At 69.9% G+C, this 18,665-nt stretch carries 17 protein-coding genes, 1 tRNA gene and 1 pseudogene; 13 read left to right on the top strand and 6 right to left on the bottom strand.

What is annotated here, in order from left to right:
• Window positions 1-124: 124 nt before the first annotated feature.
• The 6 genes from BLS99_RS11905 (at window position 125) to BLS99_RS11880 (ending at window position 4,180) form a co-directional block, all read left to right on the top strand.
• Window positions 125-1,126 carry a LacI family DNA-binding transcriptional regulator gene (locus BLS99_RS11905; RefSeq protein ID WP_091049225.1) on the top strand — a complete coding sequence of 334 codons (1,002 nt, stop codon included), beginning with the start codon at window positions 125-127 and terminating at the stop codon, window positions 1,124-1,126.
• 14 nt (window positions 1,127-1,140) lie between these two features.
• Window positions 1,141-2,691: a glycoside hydrolase family 13 protein gene (locus BLS99_RS11900; protein WP_091049221.1), complete on the top strand. Its 1,551-nt coding sequence runs from the start codon at window positions 1,141-1,143 to the stop codon at window positions 2,689-2,691.
• Between the two features lie 134 nt (window positions 2,692-2,825).
• A complete protein-coding gene (locus tag BLS99_RS11895) occupies window positions 2,826-3,155 on the top strand; it encodes a YciI family protein (RefSeq protein WP_091049218.1) in 330 nt (109 codons plus the stop codon).
• Between the two features lie 130 nt (window positions 3,156-3,285).
• Complete coding sequence (locus BLS99_RS11890) at window positions 3,286-3,555, top strand: FitA-like ribbon-helix-helix domain-containing protein (protein ID WP_143034774.1); 270 nt, start codon at window positions 3,286-3,288, stop codon at window positions 3,553-3,555.
• On the top strand, window positions 3,552-3,986 hold the full coding sequence (locus BLS99_RS11885; RefSeq protein ID WP_218126433.1) for a type II toxin-antitoxin system VapC family toxin: 435 nt from the start codon (window positions 3,552-3,554) through the stop codon (window positions 3,984-3,986). The genes BLS99_RS11890 and BLS99_RS11885 overlap by 4 nt, the downstream gene beginning before the upstream one ends.
• Window positions 3,983-4,180 (top strand): FitA-like ribbon-helix-helix domain-containing protein, encoded by a 198-nt coding sequence (locus BLS99_RS11880; RefSeq protein ID WP_091049211.1) that lies wholly within the window; start codon window positions 3,983-3,985, stop codon window positions 4,178-4,180. The genes BLS99_RS11885 and BLS99_RS11880 overlap by 4 nt, the downstream gene beginning before the upstream one ends.
• Before the next feature lie 80 nt (window positions 4,181-4,260).
• Here BLS99_RS11880 and fbaA read toward each other — a convergent pair whose 3' ends face one another.
• A complete protein-coding gene (fbaA, locus tag BLS99_RS11875) occupies window positions 4,261-5,283 on the bottom strand; it encodes a class II fructose-bisphosphate aldolase (protein ID WP_091049208.1) in 1,023 nt (340 codons plus the stop codon).
• 185 nt (window positions 5,284-5,468) lie between these two features.
• Here fbaA and BLS99_RS11870 point away from each other — a divergent pair, with 185 nt between their 5' ends.
• Window positions 5,469-5,669 (top strand): hypothetical protein, encoded by a 201-nt coding sequence (locus BLS99_RS11870; protein WP_091049206.1) that lies wholly within the window; start codon window positions 5,469-5,471, stop codon window positions 5,667-5,669.
• Window positions 5,670-5,726: 57 nt separating this feature from the next.
• Here BLS99_RS11870 and BLS99_RS11865 read toward each other — a convergent pair whose 3' ends face one another.
• Entirely contained in the window at window positions 5,727-7,805 is a 2,079-nt protein-coding gene (locus BLS99_RS11865; RefSeq protein ID WP_091049203.1) for a S9 family peptidase, read from the bottom strand.
• Between the two features lie 150 nt (window positions 7,806-7,955).
• Between BLS99_RS11865 and BLS99_RS11860 the strand changes: the two genes are divergently transcribed.
• Window positions 7,956-8,945 carry an ATP-binding cassette domain-containing protein gene (locus BLS99_RS11860; RefSeq protein ID WP_091049200.1) on the top strand — a complete coding sequence of 330 codons (990 nt, stop codon included), beginning with the start codon at window positions 7,956-7,958 and terminating at the stop codon, window positions 8,943-8,945.
• A complete protein-coding gene (locus BLS99_RS11855) occupies window positions 8,942-10,816 on the top strand; it encodes a YhgE/Pip family protein (protein ID WP_091049198.1) in 1,875 nt (624 codons plus the stop codon). The genes BLS99_RS11860 and BLS99_RS11855 overlap by 4 nt, the downstream gene beginning before the upstream one ends.
• Window positions 10,817-10,822: 6 nt before the next feature.
• Here BLS99_RS11855 and BLS99_RS11850 read toward each other — a convergent pair whose 3' ends face one another.
• Window positions 10,823-11,575, bottom strand: a complete 753-nt coding sequence (locus tag BLS99_RS11850) for a TetR/AcrR family transcriptional regulator C-terminal domain-containing protein (protein ID WP_218126432.1) — start codon at window positions 11,573-11,575, stop codon at window positions 10,823-10,825.
• 92 nt (window positions 11,576-11,667) lie between these two features.
• Here BLS99_RS11850 and BLS99_RS27635 point away from each other — a divergent pair, with 92 nt between their 5' ends.
• Window positions 11,668-12,060 (top strand): VOC family protein, encoded by a 393-nt coding sequence (locus BLS99_RS27635; protein ID WP_091049671.1) that lies wholly within the window; start codon window positions 11,668-11,670, stop codon window positions 12,058-12,060.
• A gap of 15 nt (window positions 12,061-12,075) precedes the next feature.
• Here the strand turns inward: BLS99_RS27635 and BLS99_RS11840 are convergent.
• A pseudogene (locus BLS99_RS11840) lies at window positions 12,076-13,194 on the bottom strand (glycoside hydrolase family 27 protein); the annotation flags it as partial.
• A gap of 372 nt (window positions 13,195-13,566) precedes the next feature.
• On the opposite strand from BLS99_RS11840, the gene BLS99_RS11835 reads away from it, so the two are divergent.
• A tRNA-Phe gene (locus BLS99_RS11835) sits at window positions 13,567-13,643 on the top strand.
• Window positions 13,644-13,808: 165 nt separating this feature from the next.
• Here BLS99_RS11835 and BLS99_RS11830 read toward each other — a convergent pair.
• On the bottom strand, window positions 13,809-14,195 hold the full coding sequence (locus BLS99_RS11830) for a hypothetical protein (RefSeq protein WP_091049191.1): 387 nt from the start codon (window positions 14,193-14,195) through the stop codon (window positions 13,809-13,811).
• 304 nt (window positions 14,196-14,499) lie between these two features.
• Here BLS99_RS11830 and BLS99_RS11825 point away from each other — a divergent pair, with 304 nt between their 5' ends.
• Both BLS99_RS11825 and BLS99_RS11820 read left to right on the top strand, forming a co-directional pair.
• Window positions 14,500-15,600 (top strand): RICIN domain-containing protein, encoded by a 1,101-nt coding sequence (locus BLS99_RS11825; protein WP_091049188.1) that lies wholly within the window; start codon window positions 14,500-14,502, stop codon window positions 15,598-15,600.
• 120 nt (window positions 15,601-15,720) lie between these two features.
• Entirely contained in the window at window positions 15,721-17,199 is a 1,479-nt protein-coding gene (locus BLS99_RS11820) for a non-reducing end alpha-L-arabinofuranosidase family hydrolase (RefSeq protein ID WP_091049184.1), read from the top strand.
• A 155-nt stretch (window positions 17,200-17,354) separates the two neighbouring features.
• Here the strand turns inward: BLS99_RS11820 and BLS99_RS11815 are convergent, their stop codons facing one another.
• Window positions 17,355-18,623, bottom strand: coding sequence for a serine hydrolase domain-containing protein (locus BLS99_RS11815; protein ID WP_091049181.1), 1,269 nt, complete (start codon window positions 18,621-18,623; stop codon window positions 17,355-17,357).
• Window positions 18,624-18,665: the final 42 nt, after the last annotated feature.

The raw sequence follows: 18,665 nt of genomic DNA, 5'->3' as shown, positions 1-18,665 counted from the left end.
GGCGGGGGCCGCTGGTCCGGGGACTCGCGTACCCGACTGCCTACGACATTAGCAAGATGTTTCAGAATCAGGAAAGCCTTGCAACCAAACTGTTGCCAAGTTTCAGATAGGCTAGTCTGTCATCATGCGGCTTCGACTCTCTGACATCGCCCGGCAGGCCGGGGTCAGTGAGGCAACGGTGTCCCGGGTCCTGAACGACAAGCCCGGCGTCGGTCAGCAGACCAGACAGTCCGTCCTCACTGCCCTCGACGTGCTCGGCTATGAACGCCCCCAGGCCCTCCGCAAGCACGCTATCGGCCTGATCGGCCTGGTCGTGCCCGAACTGGAGAACCCGATCTTCCCGCTGTACGCGCAGACGATCTCGAACGTCCTGGCCGGTTCGGGCTACACCCCGGTGCTGTGCACCCAGACCCCCGGCGGCGTCTCCGAGGACGAGTTCGTGGAGATGCTCCGCGAGCGGGCGGTCGCCGGGATCATCTTCGTTTCAGGCTTGCACGCGGACACCACCGCGAGCACCGCACGCTACCAGGAGCTCAAGGACAAGCGCCTCCCGGTGGCCTTCGTCACGGGCCATCCGGAAGGGGTCGAGGCCGCCTCGTTCTCCTGCGACGACACCGTCGCCGCCCGGATCGCCGTCGACCACCTCGCGGGCCTGGGCCACACCAGGATCGGGCTCGTCTCCGGCCCCGACCGCTACTGGCCGGTGCGCCGCAAGATCTCCGGCTACCGGGCCGCGATGCAGGGCGTCGGCCCCGAACTCATCGAGCTCACCCTCTTCGGCGAGCAGGGCGGCCACGCCGCGGCCACCCGCCTCATCGACCGCGGCGCGACCGCGGTCGTGTGCGGCTCGGACATGATGGCCCTCGGCGCGATCCGCGCCGCCGAGGAGCGCGGCCTCACCGTCCCGCAAGGCTTTTCAGTCGTCGGATACGACGACTCCCCGCTCATCGCCCACACCAACCCCCCGCTCACGACCGTGCGGCAGCCGGTGCGCGACATCGCCACCGCCGCGGCGCGGGCCCTGCTCGACGAGATCGCCGGGCAGCCCACCCCCTCGTCGGAATACCTGTTCCGGCCCGAACTCGTCGTACGCGGTTCCACCGGTGCGGCACCCCGAGAAGACTGAAAGGGAACTCACCGATGAGTGAACACTGGTGGCGCGACGCGGTCATCTACCAGGTGTACCCGCGCTCCTTCGCCGACGCGGACGGCGACGGGATGGGCGATCTGGAGGGCATCCGCTCCCGGATCCCCTACCTCGCGGCGCTCGGCGTCGACGCCATCTGGCTGTCGCCGTTCTACGCCTCGCCCCAGCGCGACGCCGGGTACGACGTCGCGGACTACCGGGCGATCGACCCGCGCTTCGGCGACCTCGGCGACTTCGACCGGATGCTCGCCGACGCGCACGCCGCCGGCATCCGCCTCATCGTGGACCTGGTCCCCAACCACACCTCCTCGGACCACGAGTGGTTCCAGGCGGCCCTCGCCGCGGCCCCCGGCTCGCCCGAGCGAGAGCGCTACCACTTCCGCGACGTCACCGATCCCGAAGTGCCGCCGAACAACTGGCAGTCGATCTTCGGCGGTCCCGCGTGGACGAAGACCGACGACGGCGCCCAGTGGTACCTGCACCTCTTCGACTCCTCGCAGCCGGACCTGAACTGGGACAACCCGGAGGTCCACGAGGAGTTCAAGTCGGTGCTGCGGTTCTGGCTCGACCGCGGCGTGGACGGCTTCCGCATCGACGTCGCCCACGGCATGGTCAAGGCCCCGGGCCTGCCCGACACCGGCGGCGACGGCACCATCGAGATGATCGGCACCACGCAGGCCCCGTTCTTCGACCAGGACGGCGTCCACGACATCTACCGCACGTGGCGCCCCATCATCGAGGAGTACGAGGGCGACCGGATCTTCGTCGCCGAGGCGTGGACGGACTCGGCCGAGCGCCGCTCCCTGTACCTGCGCCCCGACGAGCTCCACCAGGCGTTCAACTTCGACCTGGTCCTCGCGCCGTTCCGCGCGGTCGACTTCCGCAAGGCCATCGACTCCGAGATCGCCAACAACGCGGGCGTCGGCGCCCCCTGCACGTGGGTGCTCTCCAACCACGACGTGCAGCGCCACGTCACCCGCTACGGCGGCGGCGAGCGCGGCCTCGCCCGCGCCAAGGCCGCGACGCAGCTGCTGCTGTCGCTGCCGGGCGTGGTGTACGTCTACCAGGGCGAGGAGCTGGGCCTCGACGAGGTCCTGGACCTGCCCGCCGAGGTCCGCCAGGACCCGTCGTTCCACCGCACCGGCGGCGAGCAGATCGGCCGCGACGGCTGCCGCGTCCCGCTCCCGTGGGCGAAGGAGGGCGTCTCGCTCGGCTTCGGCCCCGCGGGCGAGCCGTGGCTGCCGCAGCCCGCGGCGTGGTCGGACCTGTCGGTGGAGGCCGAGGACGGCGTCCCCGGCTCGACCCTGGAGTTCTACCGCCAGGCCATTGCGACCCGCAAGGGCCACAAGGCCACCGGCCTGACCTGGCTCGCCGACCCCGGCGAGGACGCGTTCGCGTTCGACAACGGCGCCCTCGTCGCGGTCGTCAACTTCGGCGACGAGCCCGTCCCGGTCGCCGGCTACGGCACCGAGGTCCTCCTCGCCAGCGCCGACCTCGCCGACGGCCACCTCCCCGGCGGCGCGGCGGTCTGGTTCGCCAAGTAGCGCAAGCGCATCGAGGGGCGGCGGGCCATCGGCCCGCCGCCCCTTTCCGATGCGGCTGTCACAGCCCGGCCATATGCTCGGACGAGGCCCGGGCCGCCGCCCGGACCGGGAACCCACGACGATCGGAGGCCGGCATGCCCTGGTTCATCACCATCGGATACGGCGACGCCGCCGACTACGAGCGCACCGACCCCGCCCTGCGCGACGCCGCCCACGAGCACGACGCCCGGCTGCGCGAAGCGGGCGCCGTCATGGGCGTCGCCGGTCCGCCCGTGCTGGTCCGCAACCCCGACTCCTCCGGCACCGCCACCGAGGACGGCCCCTTCATGCGCGCGGACCTCCCGGTGGCGGGCTTCTCCGTCATCGAGGCCGCCGACATCGAGGAGGCGACCCGCCTGGTGGCCCCGACCCCGTGCGCGGTGGCCCACGGCGTCGTCGAGGTCTGGCCCCTCCGGACCCCCTGACCGCAGAAGACGCCGGGCCCCGCCGCATCGCGGCGGGGCCCGGCGCCGTTCCGCGACGAACACGCCGAACGTTCGTCGTGTCCTCCCCGGATTCCGGTGCTAGCATCGATAGCGTGAGGGGGTGAATGCAATGACCCGTGTACCTCCCAAGACCCGCGACATGTCCATCCGCGGGCTCGACGCGCAGGTCTACGAAGCGATCCGCGTGCGGGCCGCGAAGCACGGCCAGTCCATGGAGGCCGAGATCCGGGAAGTCCTGACCCGCCTGGCCGACGGCGAGTTCGACCGCGGCGCAGAGGGGATCGGCTCGCTCATCCGCTCCTACGTCGAGGACGTCGGCGGCGCGGACCTCGCACTCCCCGACCGCGACGAGCCCGACCGCGCACTGGACCTGTCTTGATCGTCGTCTTCGACACCGACGTCGTTTCCGAGATCATCCGCGAGAACGGCGATTTCGGCATCGTCCTCTGGAGCAACAGGTACACCGCCGAGGCACTGACCACCTCGGTGTGCATCGCCGAACTCAGGTGGGGCGTGGCGCAGCTGCCGGCGGGCCGGAAGCGCACCGCCCTCGAGATCGCGGTGGACAAGATCGAGATCGAGGCGTTCCGCGACCGCATCCTGCCGTTCGACGCGCGAGCGGCGGCGCACTACGGCCGGATCCGGCAGGCGCGGAAGGCGGCCGGTCGCCCGATGGGCTCGACCGATGCGATGATCGCGGCGATCTGCGCTTCCCGCGGTGCCGCGCTCGCCACCAGGAACATCAAGGACTTCGAGGGAACCGGGGTGCCGCTCCTCGACCCTTGGAAGGATCAGAGGACACCGGAATGAGCCAGGTGCAGAGGGGCGGCGAAGCCGTGGCGGTCGCGCACAGGTTGATCGTGCGCGACATCGATCCCGAGCTGTTCGGCTGGCTGAGGAGGAGAGCGGCGGGCAACGGCCGCTCGATGTCCTCGGAGGCGAAGGCGATCTTGGCGCAATCGCGTGCGGCCGATGAGGCTCGGCGGTCCACCCGGATCGAATGACCTGCGGGCGTGCCGATCGGCCGCCCGGAAGCGCCGCGAGCCCGGACCGGGAAACGGTCCGGGCTCGCGGCGACTCGCGTTTACTTGATCTTGTTGCCCGCGGAGCGGAGCTGCTGGCACGCCTCGATGATGCGGGCGGCCATACCGGCCTCGGCGAGCTTGCCGTAGGCGCGCGGGTCGTACGCCTTCTTGTTGCCGACCTCGCCCTCGACCTTGAGCACGCCGTCGTAGTTCTTGAAGATGTGGTCGACGATCGGACGCGTGAACGCGTACTGGGTGTCGGTGTCGATGTTCATCTTGATGACGCCGTAGTCGACCGCGTCGGAGATCTCCTGCGCGGTGGAGCCGGACCCGCCGTGGAAGACCAGGTCGAACGGCTTGTCCTTGCCGGTCTCCTTGCCGATCTCGTCCTGGATGTCCTTGAGGATCTCAGGGCGCAGGTGCACGTTGCCGGGCTTGTAGACGCCGTGGACGTTGCCGAAGGTCAGCGCGGTCATGTAGCGGCCGTTCTCGCCCGAGCCGAGGGCCGCGACGGTGGCGCGCGCGTCCTCGACCGTGGTGTACAGCTGCTCGTTGATCTCGGCCTCGACGCCGTCCTCCTCGCCGCCGACGACGCCGATCTCGACCTCGAGGACGACCTTCGCCTTGGAGGTGCGCGAGAGCAGGTCTTGGGCGATCTCCAGGTTCTCGGCGAGCGGCACGGCCGAGCCGTCCCACATGTGCGACTGGAACAGGGGCTCCTCGCCGCGGGCCACGCGCTCCTCGCTGATGGCGAGCAGGGGGCGGACGAAGCCGTCGAGGTGGTTCTTCGGGCAGTGGTCGGTGTGCAGGGCGACCTTGACCGGGTAGTTCTTGGCGATCTCGTGCGCGGCGGCGGCGAGCGCGGCGGCGCCGGTGACCTTGTCCTTGATGGTGGGGCCGGAGAGGTACTCGGCGCCGCCGGTGGAGACCTGGACGATGCCGTCGGACTCGGCCTCGGCGAACGCGGCCAGGGCGGCGTTGAGGGTCTGGGTCGAGGTCACGTTGATGGCCGGGTAGGCGAAGGAGCCGGCCTTCGCCCGGTCGAGCATCTCGTTGTATTCCTCGGGTGTTGCGATAGGCATGCTGCCTGCTCCTTAGACAAGTCGATGATTGCTCCCCGACCGGGGGCCAGACCCAGACGCCGCTGTCTGATGGCCTCGAGACTATTGCGTCGAGGTGAAGTATCGCCCACGAACATGTGAAGGCAAGACTCAGGCTACCTGGTGGTTCACTGGCCGGACGGGGCCCTCGCCACTACGGTGGGTTTATGAATTATCAGCAGGAATGGGCGGACGAGCACGACGAGCTGTCCGAGTTCGACCTGTCCAACTCCAGTGAGCCGTTCGACGACCCCGACCCCGAGTCGCCGGTCGCGGACCCGCCCCTGCCCGACGAGGCCGACCCCGCGGACGCGGTGGAGCAGCTCGCCGCCGTCCCGTTCGACGAGGACGACGAGTCCCCCGCATAGAACGAGACGGGGCCCGGCGCCGCAGTGCGGTGCCGGGCCCCGGTGCATTTCCGGTCCTTACGCCTTACCCAGCCGGTCGAGGATCCATGCGAGGTTGAACGCCTCTTCCTCCCAGGCGTCGTAGCGCCCGGACCGGCCGCCGTGGCCGGCCTCCATCTCGGTCTTCAGGAGCACGTCCGAGGACGGGCTCTCGTGGCGCAGCTTCGCGATCCACTTCGCGGGCTCGTGGAAGCCCACGCGGGTGTCGTTGAGGCTGGTCACCGCGAGGATCGCCGGGTAGGTGACCCCGGTGACGTTCTCGTAGGGCGAGTACGACTTCATGTACGCGTACACCTCGGGCGACTCGAGCGGGTTGCCCCACTCCTCCCACTCGATGACCGTGAGCGGCATGGTCGGGTCGAGGATCGTGTTGAGCGCGTCGACGAACGGGACGTCGGCGAGGATGCCGGTGAACCGCTCGGGGGCCAGGTTCGCCACCGCGCCCATGAGGAGCCCGCCGGCGGACCCGCCGCGCGCGACGATCCGGTCCGGGGCGGCCCAGCCGACGTCGACCAGGTGCTTCGCGGCGTCCACGAAGTCGGTGAACGTGTGCTTCTTGTGCAGGAGCTTGCCCTGCTCGTACCACTGCCGGCCCATCTCGCCGCCGCCGCGCACGTGCGCGATCGCGAAGACCACGCCGCGGTCGAGCAGGCTCAGCCGCGCGATCGAGAAGTACGGGTCGATGGAGTGCTCGTAGGACCCGTAGCCGTACAGCAGGCACGGCGCGGTCCCGTCGGCGGTGACGCCGGCCTTGGCCACGATGGAGATCGGGACCTTCGTGCCGTCCTCGGCGACCGCCCACTCGCGGTACTGGACGTAGTCGGCGGGCGCGAACTCGCCCAGGACCGGGGTCCGCTTGCGCAGGTGCAGCTCGGCCGCGTCGATGTCGTAGTCGTACACCGAGGACGGGGTCACCAGCGAGGTGTACCCGAGGCGGATCTGCCGCGACTCGTAGTCGGGGTTCTCGCCCAGGCCGACCGAGTAGATCGGCTCGTCGAACGCGATCTCGGTGAGGCTCCCGGCCTCGTCCAGGATGGCGACCTGGGAGAGCCCGGCGCGGCGCATCGAGACCACGACGTGGTCCTCGAACGCGTCGGCCGACTCCAGGCGCACGGCCTCGTCGTGGGGGATGACCTCGTGGAACTGCGTGGTGTCCGCGACGGGGGTCCAGCCGAGCGTGAAGTTCTCGGCACCGCGGTTGTGCAGCACCCAGAACCGGTCGCCCTGGTGGTCCACGGAGAGCTCGACGCCCTGCTCGCGGCCGGCGCCGAAGACGGTGAACTCGCCGGTCGGGTCCGCGGCGTCGAGGTAGCGGACCTCGGTGGTGATCTTCGAACCGGAGACGATGAAGAGGTACCGCTCCGAGCGGGTGAGGTCGATCCCGGTCCAGAACCGCTCGTCGTCCTCCTGGTGGACCAGCACGTCCTTGTCCTCGTGCTCGCCGAGGACATGGCGCCACACCTGGTAGGGGCGCCAGGCGTCGTCCACCTTGGTGTAGAAGAACACCGAGCCGTCGAGCGACCACGAGCCCCCGTAGAACACGTTCGGGATGTCGTCGGGGAAGTCCTCGCCGGTGCGCAGGTCGCGGAAGCGGAGGGTGAAGCGCTCGTCGCCGGAGTAGTTGACGGCGTAGGCGAGCAGGTTCCCGTCGGGGGAGACGTCGCAGGTGCCCAGGGAGAAGAAGTCGTGGCCCTCGGCGAGCTCGTTGCCGTCGACGAGGATCTCCTCGCCCTCGACGGCCACGCCGGCCTCGATCTCGGGCGGGGTGTCCCCGGACGCCTTGAGGCGGCACTGGATGCCGTACTGCTTGCCCTCCTCGGTGCGCCCGTAGTACCACCAGCCGCGCTTGCGGACGGGCACGGAGAGGTCGGTCTCCTGGGTGCGGCCCTTGATCTCGCCGAAGACCGCCTGCCGCAGCCCGGCGAGGTGCGCGGTCCGCGCTTCGGCGTAGGCGTTCTCGGCCCGGAGGTAGTCGAGCGTCTCGGGGTCCTCGGGGTCCTTCAACCAGGCGTACGGGTCGTCGACGGTGTCGCCGTGGTGGGTTCGCGCGTGTTCGCGGCGGGGCGCCGCGGGTGTCGCGGGTTGCGTTTCCGACATGCCTCAACAATAAGGGCCCGGAGCGGGACGCGTCGGTCACAGCTCGCCCGCCTCCCGTCGATCACAAGTTACTCGTGAGTAACATTCATGCGGTTGGAATCCCGTGAAAACGCCCGAACCAGGGCGCACCGGCCTGTGAGGATAGTGCCCATGAGCGACAGGAGCGACGAAGGCGGGCGCACGCCCGGAACGTCCGCCGACGAGACCGGGGAGCCGGAGATCACCGGTCCGGAACCGGAAACGGCACGGCAGGAGGCCGCCGGCGACGGCACCGCCGTCCTCGACGCCCCTGACGATGCCGCCGAACGCGGTGGCGACGCCGCCCCGACCGCCGACGAAACCGCCGCCCTCGAACGCCCGCGCGAAGGCGCCGCCGTCGCCCCGCCGCCCGCCGCCGACACCGCCGCGATCGACCGCACCTCGGTCCTCGACCGCACCGCCCTGCTCGAGCACCCGAGCGGCGACCCGTTCCTCGAAGCCAAGGGCCTCACCGCGACCGGCCGCCAGGGCACGATCTTCACCGGCGTCGACCTCACCGCCCGCTGCGGCCAGGTCGTGGCCGTCACCGGGGACGGCGGCGACGGCCGCTCCTCACTCCTCCTCGCCCTCGCCGGCCGCTTCAAGCTCGACGCCGGGACCCTCCGCGTCGACGGCCAGACCCGCCCCTCCCAGATCCGCCGCCGCTTCACGATCGCCCAGGCCGGACCCCCGATCCGCTTGGCGCAGTACCACACCGTGGCGAGCTGCATCAAGGAGACGGTGGCCGTCTCCGGCGGCGCCGCCACCGCCGCGAACATCCGCGCCTGGCTCGACCGCCTCTGCGTCGGCGTCGACTCCGGCCAGACCTTCGGGTTCCTGCCCCGCATCGACCAGATCCGCTTCGCGATCGCCTGCGCCGCCGCCTCCCGCACCCCCGCCGTCGCCGTCGACGACACCGACACCGGACTCGACGTCTGCGGCGCCGAACGCGTCTTCGAGGCCCTGCGCACCGTCGCCGACGCGGGCCAGCTCGTCATCGCCGCCTGCACCCGCACCAACCCCCCGGCCGACACCGTCGTCGACCTCCGCGGCCAGCACCGCCCGCCCGAACACCACCGCGACCACCGGCACGAGCGCGCCGGGAACGGAGGCCACCAGTGAGCCCGTCGATCACCAGCCCCTTCACGCTCGCCGCCGCCGAACTGCGCCGCTTCCGCGGGCACCCCATCCGCACCCTCGCCCTCGTCGCGATCGTCCTCATCCCGCTCGTCTACGGCGGCCTCTACCTCTGGTTCGCCTGGAACCCCTACGGCAAGCTCGACCAGATGCCCGTCGCGGTCGTCAACGAGGACACCGGCGCCACCGTCGACGTCGACGGCGCCTCCCAGGACATCAACGGCGGCGACCAGCTCGTGGAGCAGCTCAAGGAGGACCGCATCTTCGACTGGCGGTTCACCTCCGCCTCCACTGCGGCCCAAGGGCTCGAAGACGGCGACTACTACATGGTCATCACCGTCCCCGAGGACTTCTCCACCAAGCTCGCCAGCCTCTCCGGCGCCGACCCCGAGCAGGCCACCGTCGAGTTCGACCTCAACGACGCCAACGGCTACGTCGCCGGCATCATGGCCTCCACCGTCGAGGCCGAACTGCGCAACCAGATCAACACCGCCGTCTACGTCACCTTCGCCACCACCATCTTCGGCGACCTCACCGAGCTCAACCAGGGCCTCACCGAGGCCGCCGACGGCGCGGGCGACCTCGCCGACGGCATCGGCACCGCCCAGTCCGGCGCCGCCGACCTCCAGTCCGGACTCGGCGAGCTCACCACCGGCGCCCAGCAGGTCGCCGACGGCGCGAGCCAGGTCAGCGACGGCGTCGACCAGGCCGTGGGCACCGCCCAGCCCGTCGTCCAGGCCCTCGCCGAGAACTGGTCCCAGATCCAGACCGGCGCCTCCAGCGCCGCCGACCTCGCCAACCGCGCCGACGCCGACCTCGACACCGTCTACGCGACCCTGTGCACCGGCAACCCCGACGCCGACGCGGACGCCTGCGCCGCGCTCCAGGGCTTCATCACCGACGCCGACGACGTCAACGGCGACATCCAGAACGCCAACGACCAGATCCAGTCCACCTCGACCGACACCCTCGACCAGGCGTCCGAGGACCTCACCACCCTCCAGACCGGAGCGAGCGACGTCGCCGACGGCGCCTCCCAGGTCGCCACCGCCGCGGCCACCGCCGAGGACGGCGCCGGCGACCTCGCCGGCGGACTCACCACGCTCCAGGACGGCGCCAGCACCCTCGCGTCGAAGCTCTCCACCGCCGCCGAGTCCGTGCCCAGCACCAACCCGGCCGAGGACGCCGGCAACGCCGAGGCGTACGGCAGCCCCGTCGCGATCAGCGAGGACAACAGCAACCCGGCCGGGACCTACGGGCGCGGCCTCGCCCCGTTCTTCATCGCGATCGCCCTGTGGGTCTTCGGACTCATGGCCTACCTCGTGCTCTCGACGGTCAACGGCCGCGCCCTCGCCGGACCGCTGCGCTCCGTCCCGATCGCGATCGGCGGCTGGCTGCCGGGCGCCTTCCTCGGCGTCCTCTCCGCACTCGTCCTCTACCTCGCGGTGGAGCTCGGCCTCGGCCTCGATCCGAAGGACGCCCTCGACACGGTCGGCCTGTCGATCCTCGTCATCCTCACCTTCACCGCGATGGCGCACCTGTTCAAGCTCGCGTTCGGCACCGCCGGGAGCCTGCTTCTGGTGGTCCTGCTCATGCTCCAGCTCACCAGCGCGGGCGGCCTGTACCCGGTGGAGACGACGCCCCGGTTCTTCCAGGCCCTGCACCCGCTGCTGCCGATGAGCTACGTGGTCGACGCCCTGCGCGTCACCATCAGCGGCGGCGAGGGCGCGCACATCACGCGGGCGGTCGTCATCCTCGTGGTCTACCTCGTCGGGGCGCTGGCGGTCTCGTCGCTGGTGGTGGCCATGCGCCGCAGGTGGAAGCCCGACAGTCTGAACGAACCGCTCCAGGTCTGAGTCCCCTCACGGCCGTTCGATGAGCGGGGCGAGGCCGTCCAGGGTCCGGTCGAGCCCGAACCGGAACGCGTGCTCGGCGTCGTAGGCCGCGTCGTGCGCCTCCCCGGCGGCCTGGCCGACGCGGACTGCGGTCGGGAACACCGCCGGGTCGAGGACCTTCGCGAGCAGGGGGCCGTTCGCCTCCCACCACTCGTGGTCGCTCATCGCGCTGGCGGCGCGCTCGGCGTCGGCCTGGGCCGCGTCCTGGGCGGCGATGCGCACGAACCCGAGCAGGTGGGCGAGGGCGTCGTCCATCTCGACGTCGCCGAGCCCCAGCCCTTCGAGGGCCCGCAGCTCGTGCTCGTACTTGGCGCACTGCCCGGGGCCGAGCGGCGGCCGGCTCGGCGAGGCCGCGGCGGCCCACGGATGGTCTCGGTAGAGCGCGTAGGCGTCCCGGGCGACTGCCGCCAACCGCTCCCTCCAGGGGAGGCCGTCGACCGGAGTCCGGTCCATGGCGGCGAACAGCGAGTCGAGCATGAGCGCGACGAGCTCGGTCTTCCCGGGCACGTACGTGTACAGCGTCATGGGCGCCCTGCCCAGCTCCTGCGCGAGCCGCCGCACGGTGACCGCCTCCAGCCCCTCCCGGTCGGCGAGGTCGACGGCGGCGGCGACCACCGCGTCCACGGTGAGCCCCTTGCGCGGGCCGCGGCTCGCCTCGGGCCCGGCCCGCCACAGCAGTTCGAGCAGGTTCGGCTTCGGCGTCTCGGTGGCAGCAGTCACGCGGAAAATCCTATCCCGGAACTTGTACATCGTACGACGTACTAAGTACAATATACAGCGTACGAAGAAACAGGACCCGCCAAGGAGCGCCCATGCGAATCACCTCGTCCGCCGTCTCGCTTAACGTCGCCGACCCGACCGCCTCCGCCGAGTTCCTCAAGCGCCACTACGGCTTCACCGAGGACATGGCCGCCGACGGCTTCGTGTCCCTCTCCCGCCCCGACGCCGGGTTCAACGTGATCTTCCTGCGCACGGGCCTGTCCACCTTCAAGCCCGAGAGCGCGAAGGGACCCGCCGACGGCCTGCTGCTGGCGTTCGTCGTCGAGGACATCGACGCCGAGTACGCGCGCGTGCAGGCCGAAGGGGTCGCGATCACCACGCCGATCGAGACCGAGGAGTGGGGCGAGCGCTACTTCCAGACCGCCGACCCCAACGGCGTCGTCATCCAGCTCGTGCAGTGGATGACCGACCCCGCCGCCGCGTAAGGAGAGCCGGAACAGCGCCGACCCGTGCGCGGGCAGCTTCGCCCGTAGCCGCTCGCCGGGGACGAGGTCGGAGCGGGTCCAGCAGTCGCGGATCCGCTCCGGCCGGGCCGCTCCCAGCACGTGCCACGGGAGCTGCACCTCGGCGGCGTCCGGGCTCCGGTTGAAGACCGCTGCGAACGCGCCGTCCTCCGAGGCCCAGGCCACGTGCTTGCCCTCGCGCCACACTTCACGCGCGCCCACCGGGTGGCGCTGCGCCGCGAGCACTTCGGGATTGGTCAGCAGTTCGATCGTTTCAGCGCTCGACGCGGGCAGGTCGGCGCCGACCATGAGCGGGGAGCGGGCGATGCACCACAGGGTGAGCATCGTCCGCTGCTCGTCGGGGGAGAGCTGGCTCTCGCGCGCCTCGCCCACCTCCGCGCGGATGCCGATGCGGCCCAGCGGGAGCATGTCGGCGTCCGGCCAGTGCCCGGGGCCCGCGTGCGGGGCCCACTCCCGGAGCAGGTCGAACTGCGCGTTGACGTCGCGCCACCGGTCCCACAGGTCGGCGGAGACCCGCCACAGGTGCGAGTGGGCCTTCAGGTGCTCGGCGTGGTCGGTCGAAAGGTTCATGCCCGGGGAGAGGCTGAGCACGATGTCCCGGTCGGCGCGCGCCACCGCGTGCCAGAACGCCTCGACCTCGTCCTCCCAGTAGGGGGCGATCATGTCGTCGGCCTTGACGTAGTCCACGCCCCAGTCGGCGAACTGGCGCACGAGCGAGTCGTAGTACGCCTGGCCGCCGGGGTGGGAGTGGTCGATGCCCCAGTTGTCGTCGACCCACGAGGAGCGCCGCTCCCGGTCGGGGATCTGCGCGGCCGAGTACTCGCTGCCCTTGATCGGGGTGTCGGCCGCGACCGCCTGGCGGGGGACGCCGCGGAGGATGTGGACGCCGAATTTCAGGCCCAGCGAGTGCACGTAGTCGGCCAGCGGCTTGAACCCGGCGCCGCCCGCGGCCGAGGGGAAGCGGTTCGGGGCCGGCTGCGGCAGCCCGTACTCGTCGAGGGCCAGCTTCGTCCCGGAGTTGTACCCGCCCGCGCGGGCCGCGGGGTCGTACCACTGGATGTCGACCACGACGTACTCCCAGCCGTGGCCGACCATGTGCTCGGCGACGAACTCGGCGTTCGCGCGGGTCTCGGCCTCGGTGACCGAGGTCCCGAACACATCCCATGAGTTCCAGCCCATCGGCGGGACGGCGGCGAGTCCGGTCACAGGAGCCTCCTCGGGGGTAGGGTGCCCTGTACGCTACTCGCGCCCGCCGACTCCTTCCACTGCCCGGGCGGAATTCCTTGCGGCGCTTTGACTTGGTTCAGCGGGGCTTGGACCGGCTTGTCGGCCCCGGCATTCCCCCGACCGGGCGCCGCCCCCGCGCCCCCGCCGGGGCGGGCGTCACGTTCGGTGCAATACCAGTTCGGTCGCGCGGCCGGGGATGTTGTACAGTGTTCACGGCAACGCGCACCATGCGCACGTCCTGGCCAGGTAGCTCAGTTGGTACGAGCGTCCGCCTGAAAAGCGGAAGGTCGCCGGTTCGACCCCGGCCCTGGCCACCATCACCACCAGGCATTTCACCCCGTCTACCAGCACGAACACTGGAAGGCGGGGTTTCCTCATATCCGGCTCCGACCGGTGAAATCCGGCTGATTCCGGCCAGTTTACGGTCCTATAGCAGTCCGGACATTTCTTGCAAATATAACTAATCAGTCAAATCAGTCATATCAAACATGAGGATGCCATCTCCTGAAGGATGATTTTTCCGCCTGAAGGTGAAGCAGCGTCAGCGCCGGTTCCATGTACTGCGGAGGTGTCGAACGAAACCGATCCCTTTGCGGCTCAAGTGTTTCGGCTCCATCCATGAAGCGCGCCAGCTGCTCGGAGGTGAACTCGGGGGCGTTGGGCATGGTCGGCAGGGTTCGGAACGGATCGATCTGGGCGGCATGGACCCGGGCCCACGCGAGCCAGGCAGTGGCCCCATCCCGATCCGACTCAAGGACATCAGCGGCCTCGATCTGCTGTTCGAGCACGTCACAGTAGGTGTTGATCGCACGAGCGCGTTCGAACGCCTCCACCTGCCGGTAGAGGGTCTCGGCCTTGAACTGGGACATCGCCCGCGAGTGAGCGTCCGTTTCGGCCTTTTCGCGGGCGCGCTGCCGCTCGGCGGCCTCCTTCGCTACCTGTGCACTTTGCCTACTCACCGGCCTCGCCGCAGATCTCGACCCCGTGCCGGCCCGTAACGCTAGGTGCATCAACAAATCTCGGTCGAGTCGTTGACTACACATCGATGCATATCTATAGTTGAGCTGCCGACTCATCAGATGTATCGGAACTTGACTCCGAAATGTGAGCGATAACCTCTACGCCCGTGACCGCCTGAAACAGAAGCAATCCTACGAATTCAAGGAACAAGAGATGCGAAGAAGAGCAAGGTGGCTCGGGTGGATCGTGGCGCTCGGTCTCATGGCGGGCATGGTGGCGATACCCATCGGCACCGCCAGCGCGGAGTCGAACGGCGGGGTCCGGATCATGCCGCTGGGCGACTCCATCACGGAGGGCACGGCCACGCCGGGCGGCTACCGGATCGGCCTGTGGCAGCGCCTCGCGAGCGGCGGGTACACCGCGGACTTCGTCGGGTCGCAGTTCAACGGGCCGGGAAACCTCGGCGATCACGATCACGAAGGCCACCCCGGCTGGCGCATCGACCAGATCCATGCGAACGCCGTCGGCTGGCTGAACACCTACCAGCCGAAAACGGTGCTGCTGCACATCGGCACCAACGACATCCTCCAGAACTACGACGTCGCCGGCGCCCCGAACCGGCTGTCCGCACTGATCGACCGCATCACCGCGACGGCGCCGAACGCCGAGGTGTTCGTCGCGCAGATCGCTCCGCTCGGGTGGAGCGAGGGGGACGCGGCCGTGAACAGCTTCAACGCGGCGATCCCCGGCATCGTGCAGAGCAAGGTGAACGCTGGCAAGAACGTCCACCTGGTCGACATGCACAGCGCCCTGAACGCCGCCGACCTGGACGACGGCGTCCACCCCACCGCCGCCGGATACGACAAGATGGCCGCGGTCTGGTACGCCGCACTGCGGTCGGTGCCCGGCAGCGTCGGCGCAGCGGACGGCACCGAGATCGTGGGCGCCCAGTCCGGTCGCTGCCTGGAGGTCACCGGGGCCGGTACCGCCAACGGCACCGGCGTGCAGTTGTGGGACTGCTGGGGCGGCGCCAACCAGCAGTGGACCTACACCGCGGGCAAGCAGTTGACGGTATACGGCGGCAAGTGCCTGGACGCCTCCGGTCAGGGCACCAGCAACGGCACTGCGGTGGTGATCTGGGACTGCAACGGGCAGGCCAACCAGCAGTGGAACCTCAACGCCGACGGCACCATCACCGGGGTGCAGTCGGGCCTCTGCCTGGACGCGTCGGGCTGGGGCACCGGCAACGGCACGAAGGTCCAGCTCTGGGCCTGCGGCGGCGCACAGGCCAACCAGCAGTGGACCAGGCGGTGACCACGGCTTCACACGCGACGCGGACGCCGGTCCGTCCGCGACTACCCGGTCTGATCCCGACCGCGGCAATGAACCCGCATCTCCATCTATGACCGCTCAACCTCAACTAAGGAGGCCAACATGGCCTGGACGGAAAACCCCAAGAGCCGCAGACGGATGCTCATCGGCGGAGCCAGCGTGCTCGCCGGGGCCGCCGCCGCGACCGTGCTCAACCCGTTCGCCAGCGCGGCCGAAGCCGCCACAGTGGACACCACCGCCTGGTATGTCCTGGTGAACCGCAACAGCGGCAAGGTCCTCGACGTCAGCGGTGTGTCCACCGCGGACGGGGCCCTGCTGCACCAGTGGACCCGCGCGAACACCAACAACCAGCAGTTCCAGTTCGTGGACGCCGGCGGCGGCTACTACCGGATCAAGGCCCGGCACTCCGGTAAGGTCCTCGACGTCGCCGGCTGGTCCACCGCCGACGGCGCCGCCGTCCACCAGTGGACCGACCACGGCGGCGCCAACCAGCAGTTCCGGCTGGCCGACTCCGACAGCGGCTACGTGCGTCTGATCAACCGCAACAGCAGCAAGGCGGTCGAGGTCCAGAACGGGGCGACCAACGACGGCGCGAGCGTCGTGCAGTACAGCGACCACGGCGGCGCCAACCAGCAATGGCAGCTCGCCCGCGTCGACGGCGGCAGCGGCGCCTGCGCGCTTCCGTCGACCTACCGCTGGACGTCGACGGGCCCGCTTGCGGAGCCGAAGAACGGGCAGGTCTCGCTCAAGGACTTCACCGCCGTCCGCCACAACGGCCAGTACCTCGTCTACGCGACGACGCACGACGCCGGAACCGCCTGGAACTCGGTGGTCTTCAGCCCGTTCACCAACTGGTCCGACATGGCCTCGGCCGGCCAGACCAGGGTGACGACCTTCAACCCGGTGGCCCCCACACTGTTCTACTTCGCCCCGAAGAACGTCTGGGTGATCGCCTACCAGTGGGGCTGGCCGTACAAGTTCTCCTACCGCACGTCCACCAACCCCGCCGACCCCAACAGCTGGGGCCCGCACCAGGAGCTCTTCAACGGGACCCTTCCCGTGAACAACCCCATCGACCAGACCCTCATCGCCGACGAACAGAACATGTACCTGTTCTTCGCCAACGACGAGGGCCAGATCTACCGCGCGAGCATGCCGCTCGGCAACTTCCCGAGCAGCTTCGGCACGAGCTACCAGCTTGTCATGAGCGACACGAAGGCGAACCTGTTCGAGGCGGTCGAGGTCTACAAGGTCCAGGGCCAGAACCAGTACCTCATGATCGTCGAGGCCATGGGCGCCCAGGGCCGCTACTTCCGCTCGTTCACGGCCACCAGCCTCAACGGCGCCTGGACGCCGCAGGCCGCGACCGAGAGCAGCCCCTTCGCGGGCAAGGCCAACAGCGGTGCCACGTGGACCAATGACATCAGTCACGGCGACCTGGTCCGCACCAACCCCGACCAGACCAAGACCATCGACCCCTGCAACCTGCAATTCCTCTACCAGGGACGCGACCCCCGCTCCGACGGCATGGACTACGGCCTCCTGCCGTACCGCCCCGGCCTGCTGACCCTGCAGCGCTAGCGGCACAACCCAGCCCCGCCTCGGCTGTCCCTGAGCCAGCGGGCGGTCTCACTACGAGACCGCCCGCCTCAGCCCGTCGGCGGCTCTGAAGCTCGAAGTCGGGCGGTGCCCGTGCAGCGCCGCGATGACGCCAAAGGAGCGGTCATCAGACGACGCTATCGGGAAGCAGTGCCTAAGCCCCGATCCCGCCCCGCGCCAGGGGTGCCGCACAGCGCATGGTCGACGAGGTCGCTGGCGGTCCGCTCCTGCCGCATCATGCTCTCAGGGGAACCGCCCAGGGCGGTGTTCATCGAGACGGTGACGGCGCGGCGGCCGTCGTCGGTGCTGCCGTTGAGATTGATGTAGCCGCTCTCGCCGCCCTCATGGCTCCAATAGCTCCCTCCGCAGGACAGGGGCCGCTCGACCAGGCCGAGGCCGTAGGCGCCGCCCGGCCAGAACGCCTGCATGTCCTCGCCGACCGGCACGGTGTCCTGCATCTCGGCCAGACTCGCCTCGGACAGGAGCTCGCCGCCGAGCAGGGCCTGGAGGAAGCGGTTGACGTTCGCAGTGGTGGAGACGTAGCCGCCGGGGTCGGGGACGATCACCTTGGTGACGTCGAGCCGCTCGCCGTCGGCGTAGACCTCGTAACTGTCGGCGTGCGGGCTGCGAAGCGTGGGATCGTCGCCCGGGAGATAGGTGCGGTCCATGTCGAGAGGCTCCAGGATCCGCTCCTCGACCTCATGGTGCCAGGGGCGGCCGGTGGCCCGCTCGACGATCATGTCGAGCAGGACGTAGCCGGTATTGGAGTACCCCCATCCGGTGCCCGGTGCGAAGTCGGGCCGGTGCGCCATCGCCCGTTGGACGATCTGCTCGGGTGTGTACACGTCGTACCGGCGCTCCAGGTAGTCCTCGTGGTCCGCGAAACCGGGGAGGTCGTCGTGGATGCCGCTGGTGTGCTGGAGGAGTTGGCGGACGGTGATCGCGCCGCCGTCGTTGCCGTTGCCCGCCACGAGCCCGGGCAGCCACTGGTCCACCGTGTCGTCGAGGGTCAGCGCGTCCTCTTCCGCCAGTTGCAGGACCACAGTGGCCACGAGCGCCTTGCCGGTGCTGGCGATCCGGAAGTAGCCGTCGCCGTCCACTGGGCGGTCGGTGCCGTCCTCGGCGAACCCGCTGGTGGCCAACAGGTCCGGGCCGGAATCGGTGGCCACCCGCGCCTGGACGCCGACGATGCCGAGCGCTTCGAGCGCCTCGGTGTCCCGGAGCAGGTCGTCCTGGCCGTAGCCGGAAACCTCGTCCGGGGTGGTCGCCAGTTCGACGGCGACGGCCGCGCCAGCGGCGAGGAGGACCGCCGCAGCGAGCGCGGTCCAGCGTCTGCCGATGCGGCGTCGATCTGTCGTGGTTTCGGAATCGCGTTGCGGCGCAAGGGCCGGATCGGTTCTGGTCATGGTCCAACGCTAGAAATGCGACGGGTTCCGCTGCAGTACCGC

Origin of the sequence: Glycomyces sambucus, assembly GCF_900102815.1 — a bacterium.
GTDB lineage: Bacteria > Actinomycetota > Actinomycetes > Mycobacteriales > Micromonosporaceae > Glycomyces > Glycomyces sambucus.
The sequence above is the reverse complement of the archived record's forward strand: the minus strand, read 5'-3'. Positions and strand labels throughout refer to the sequence as shown.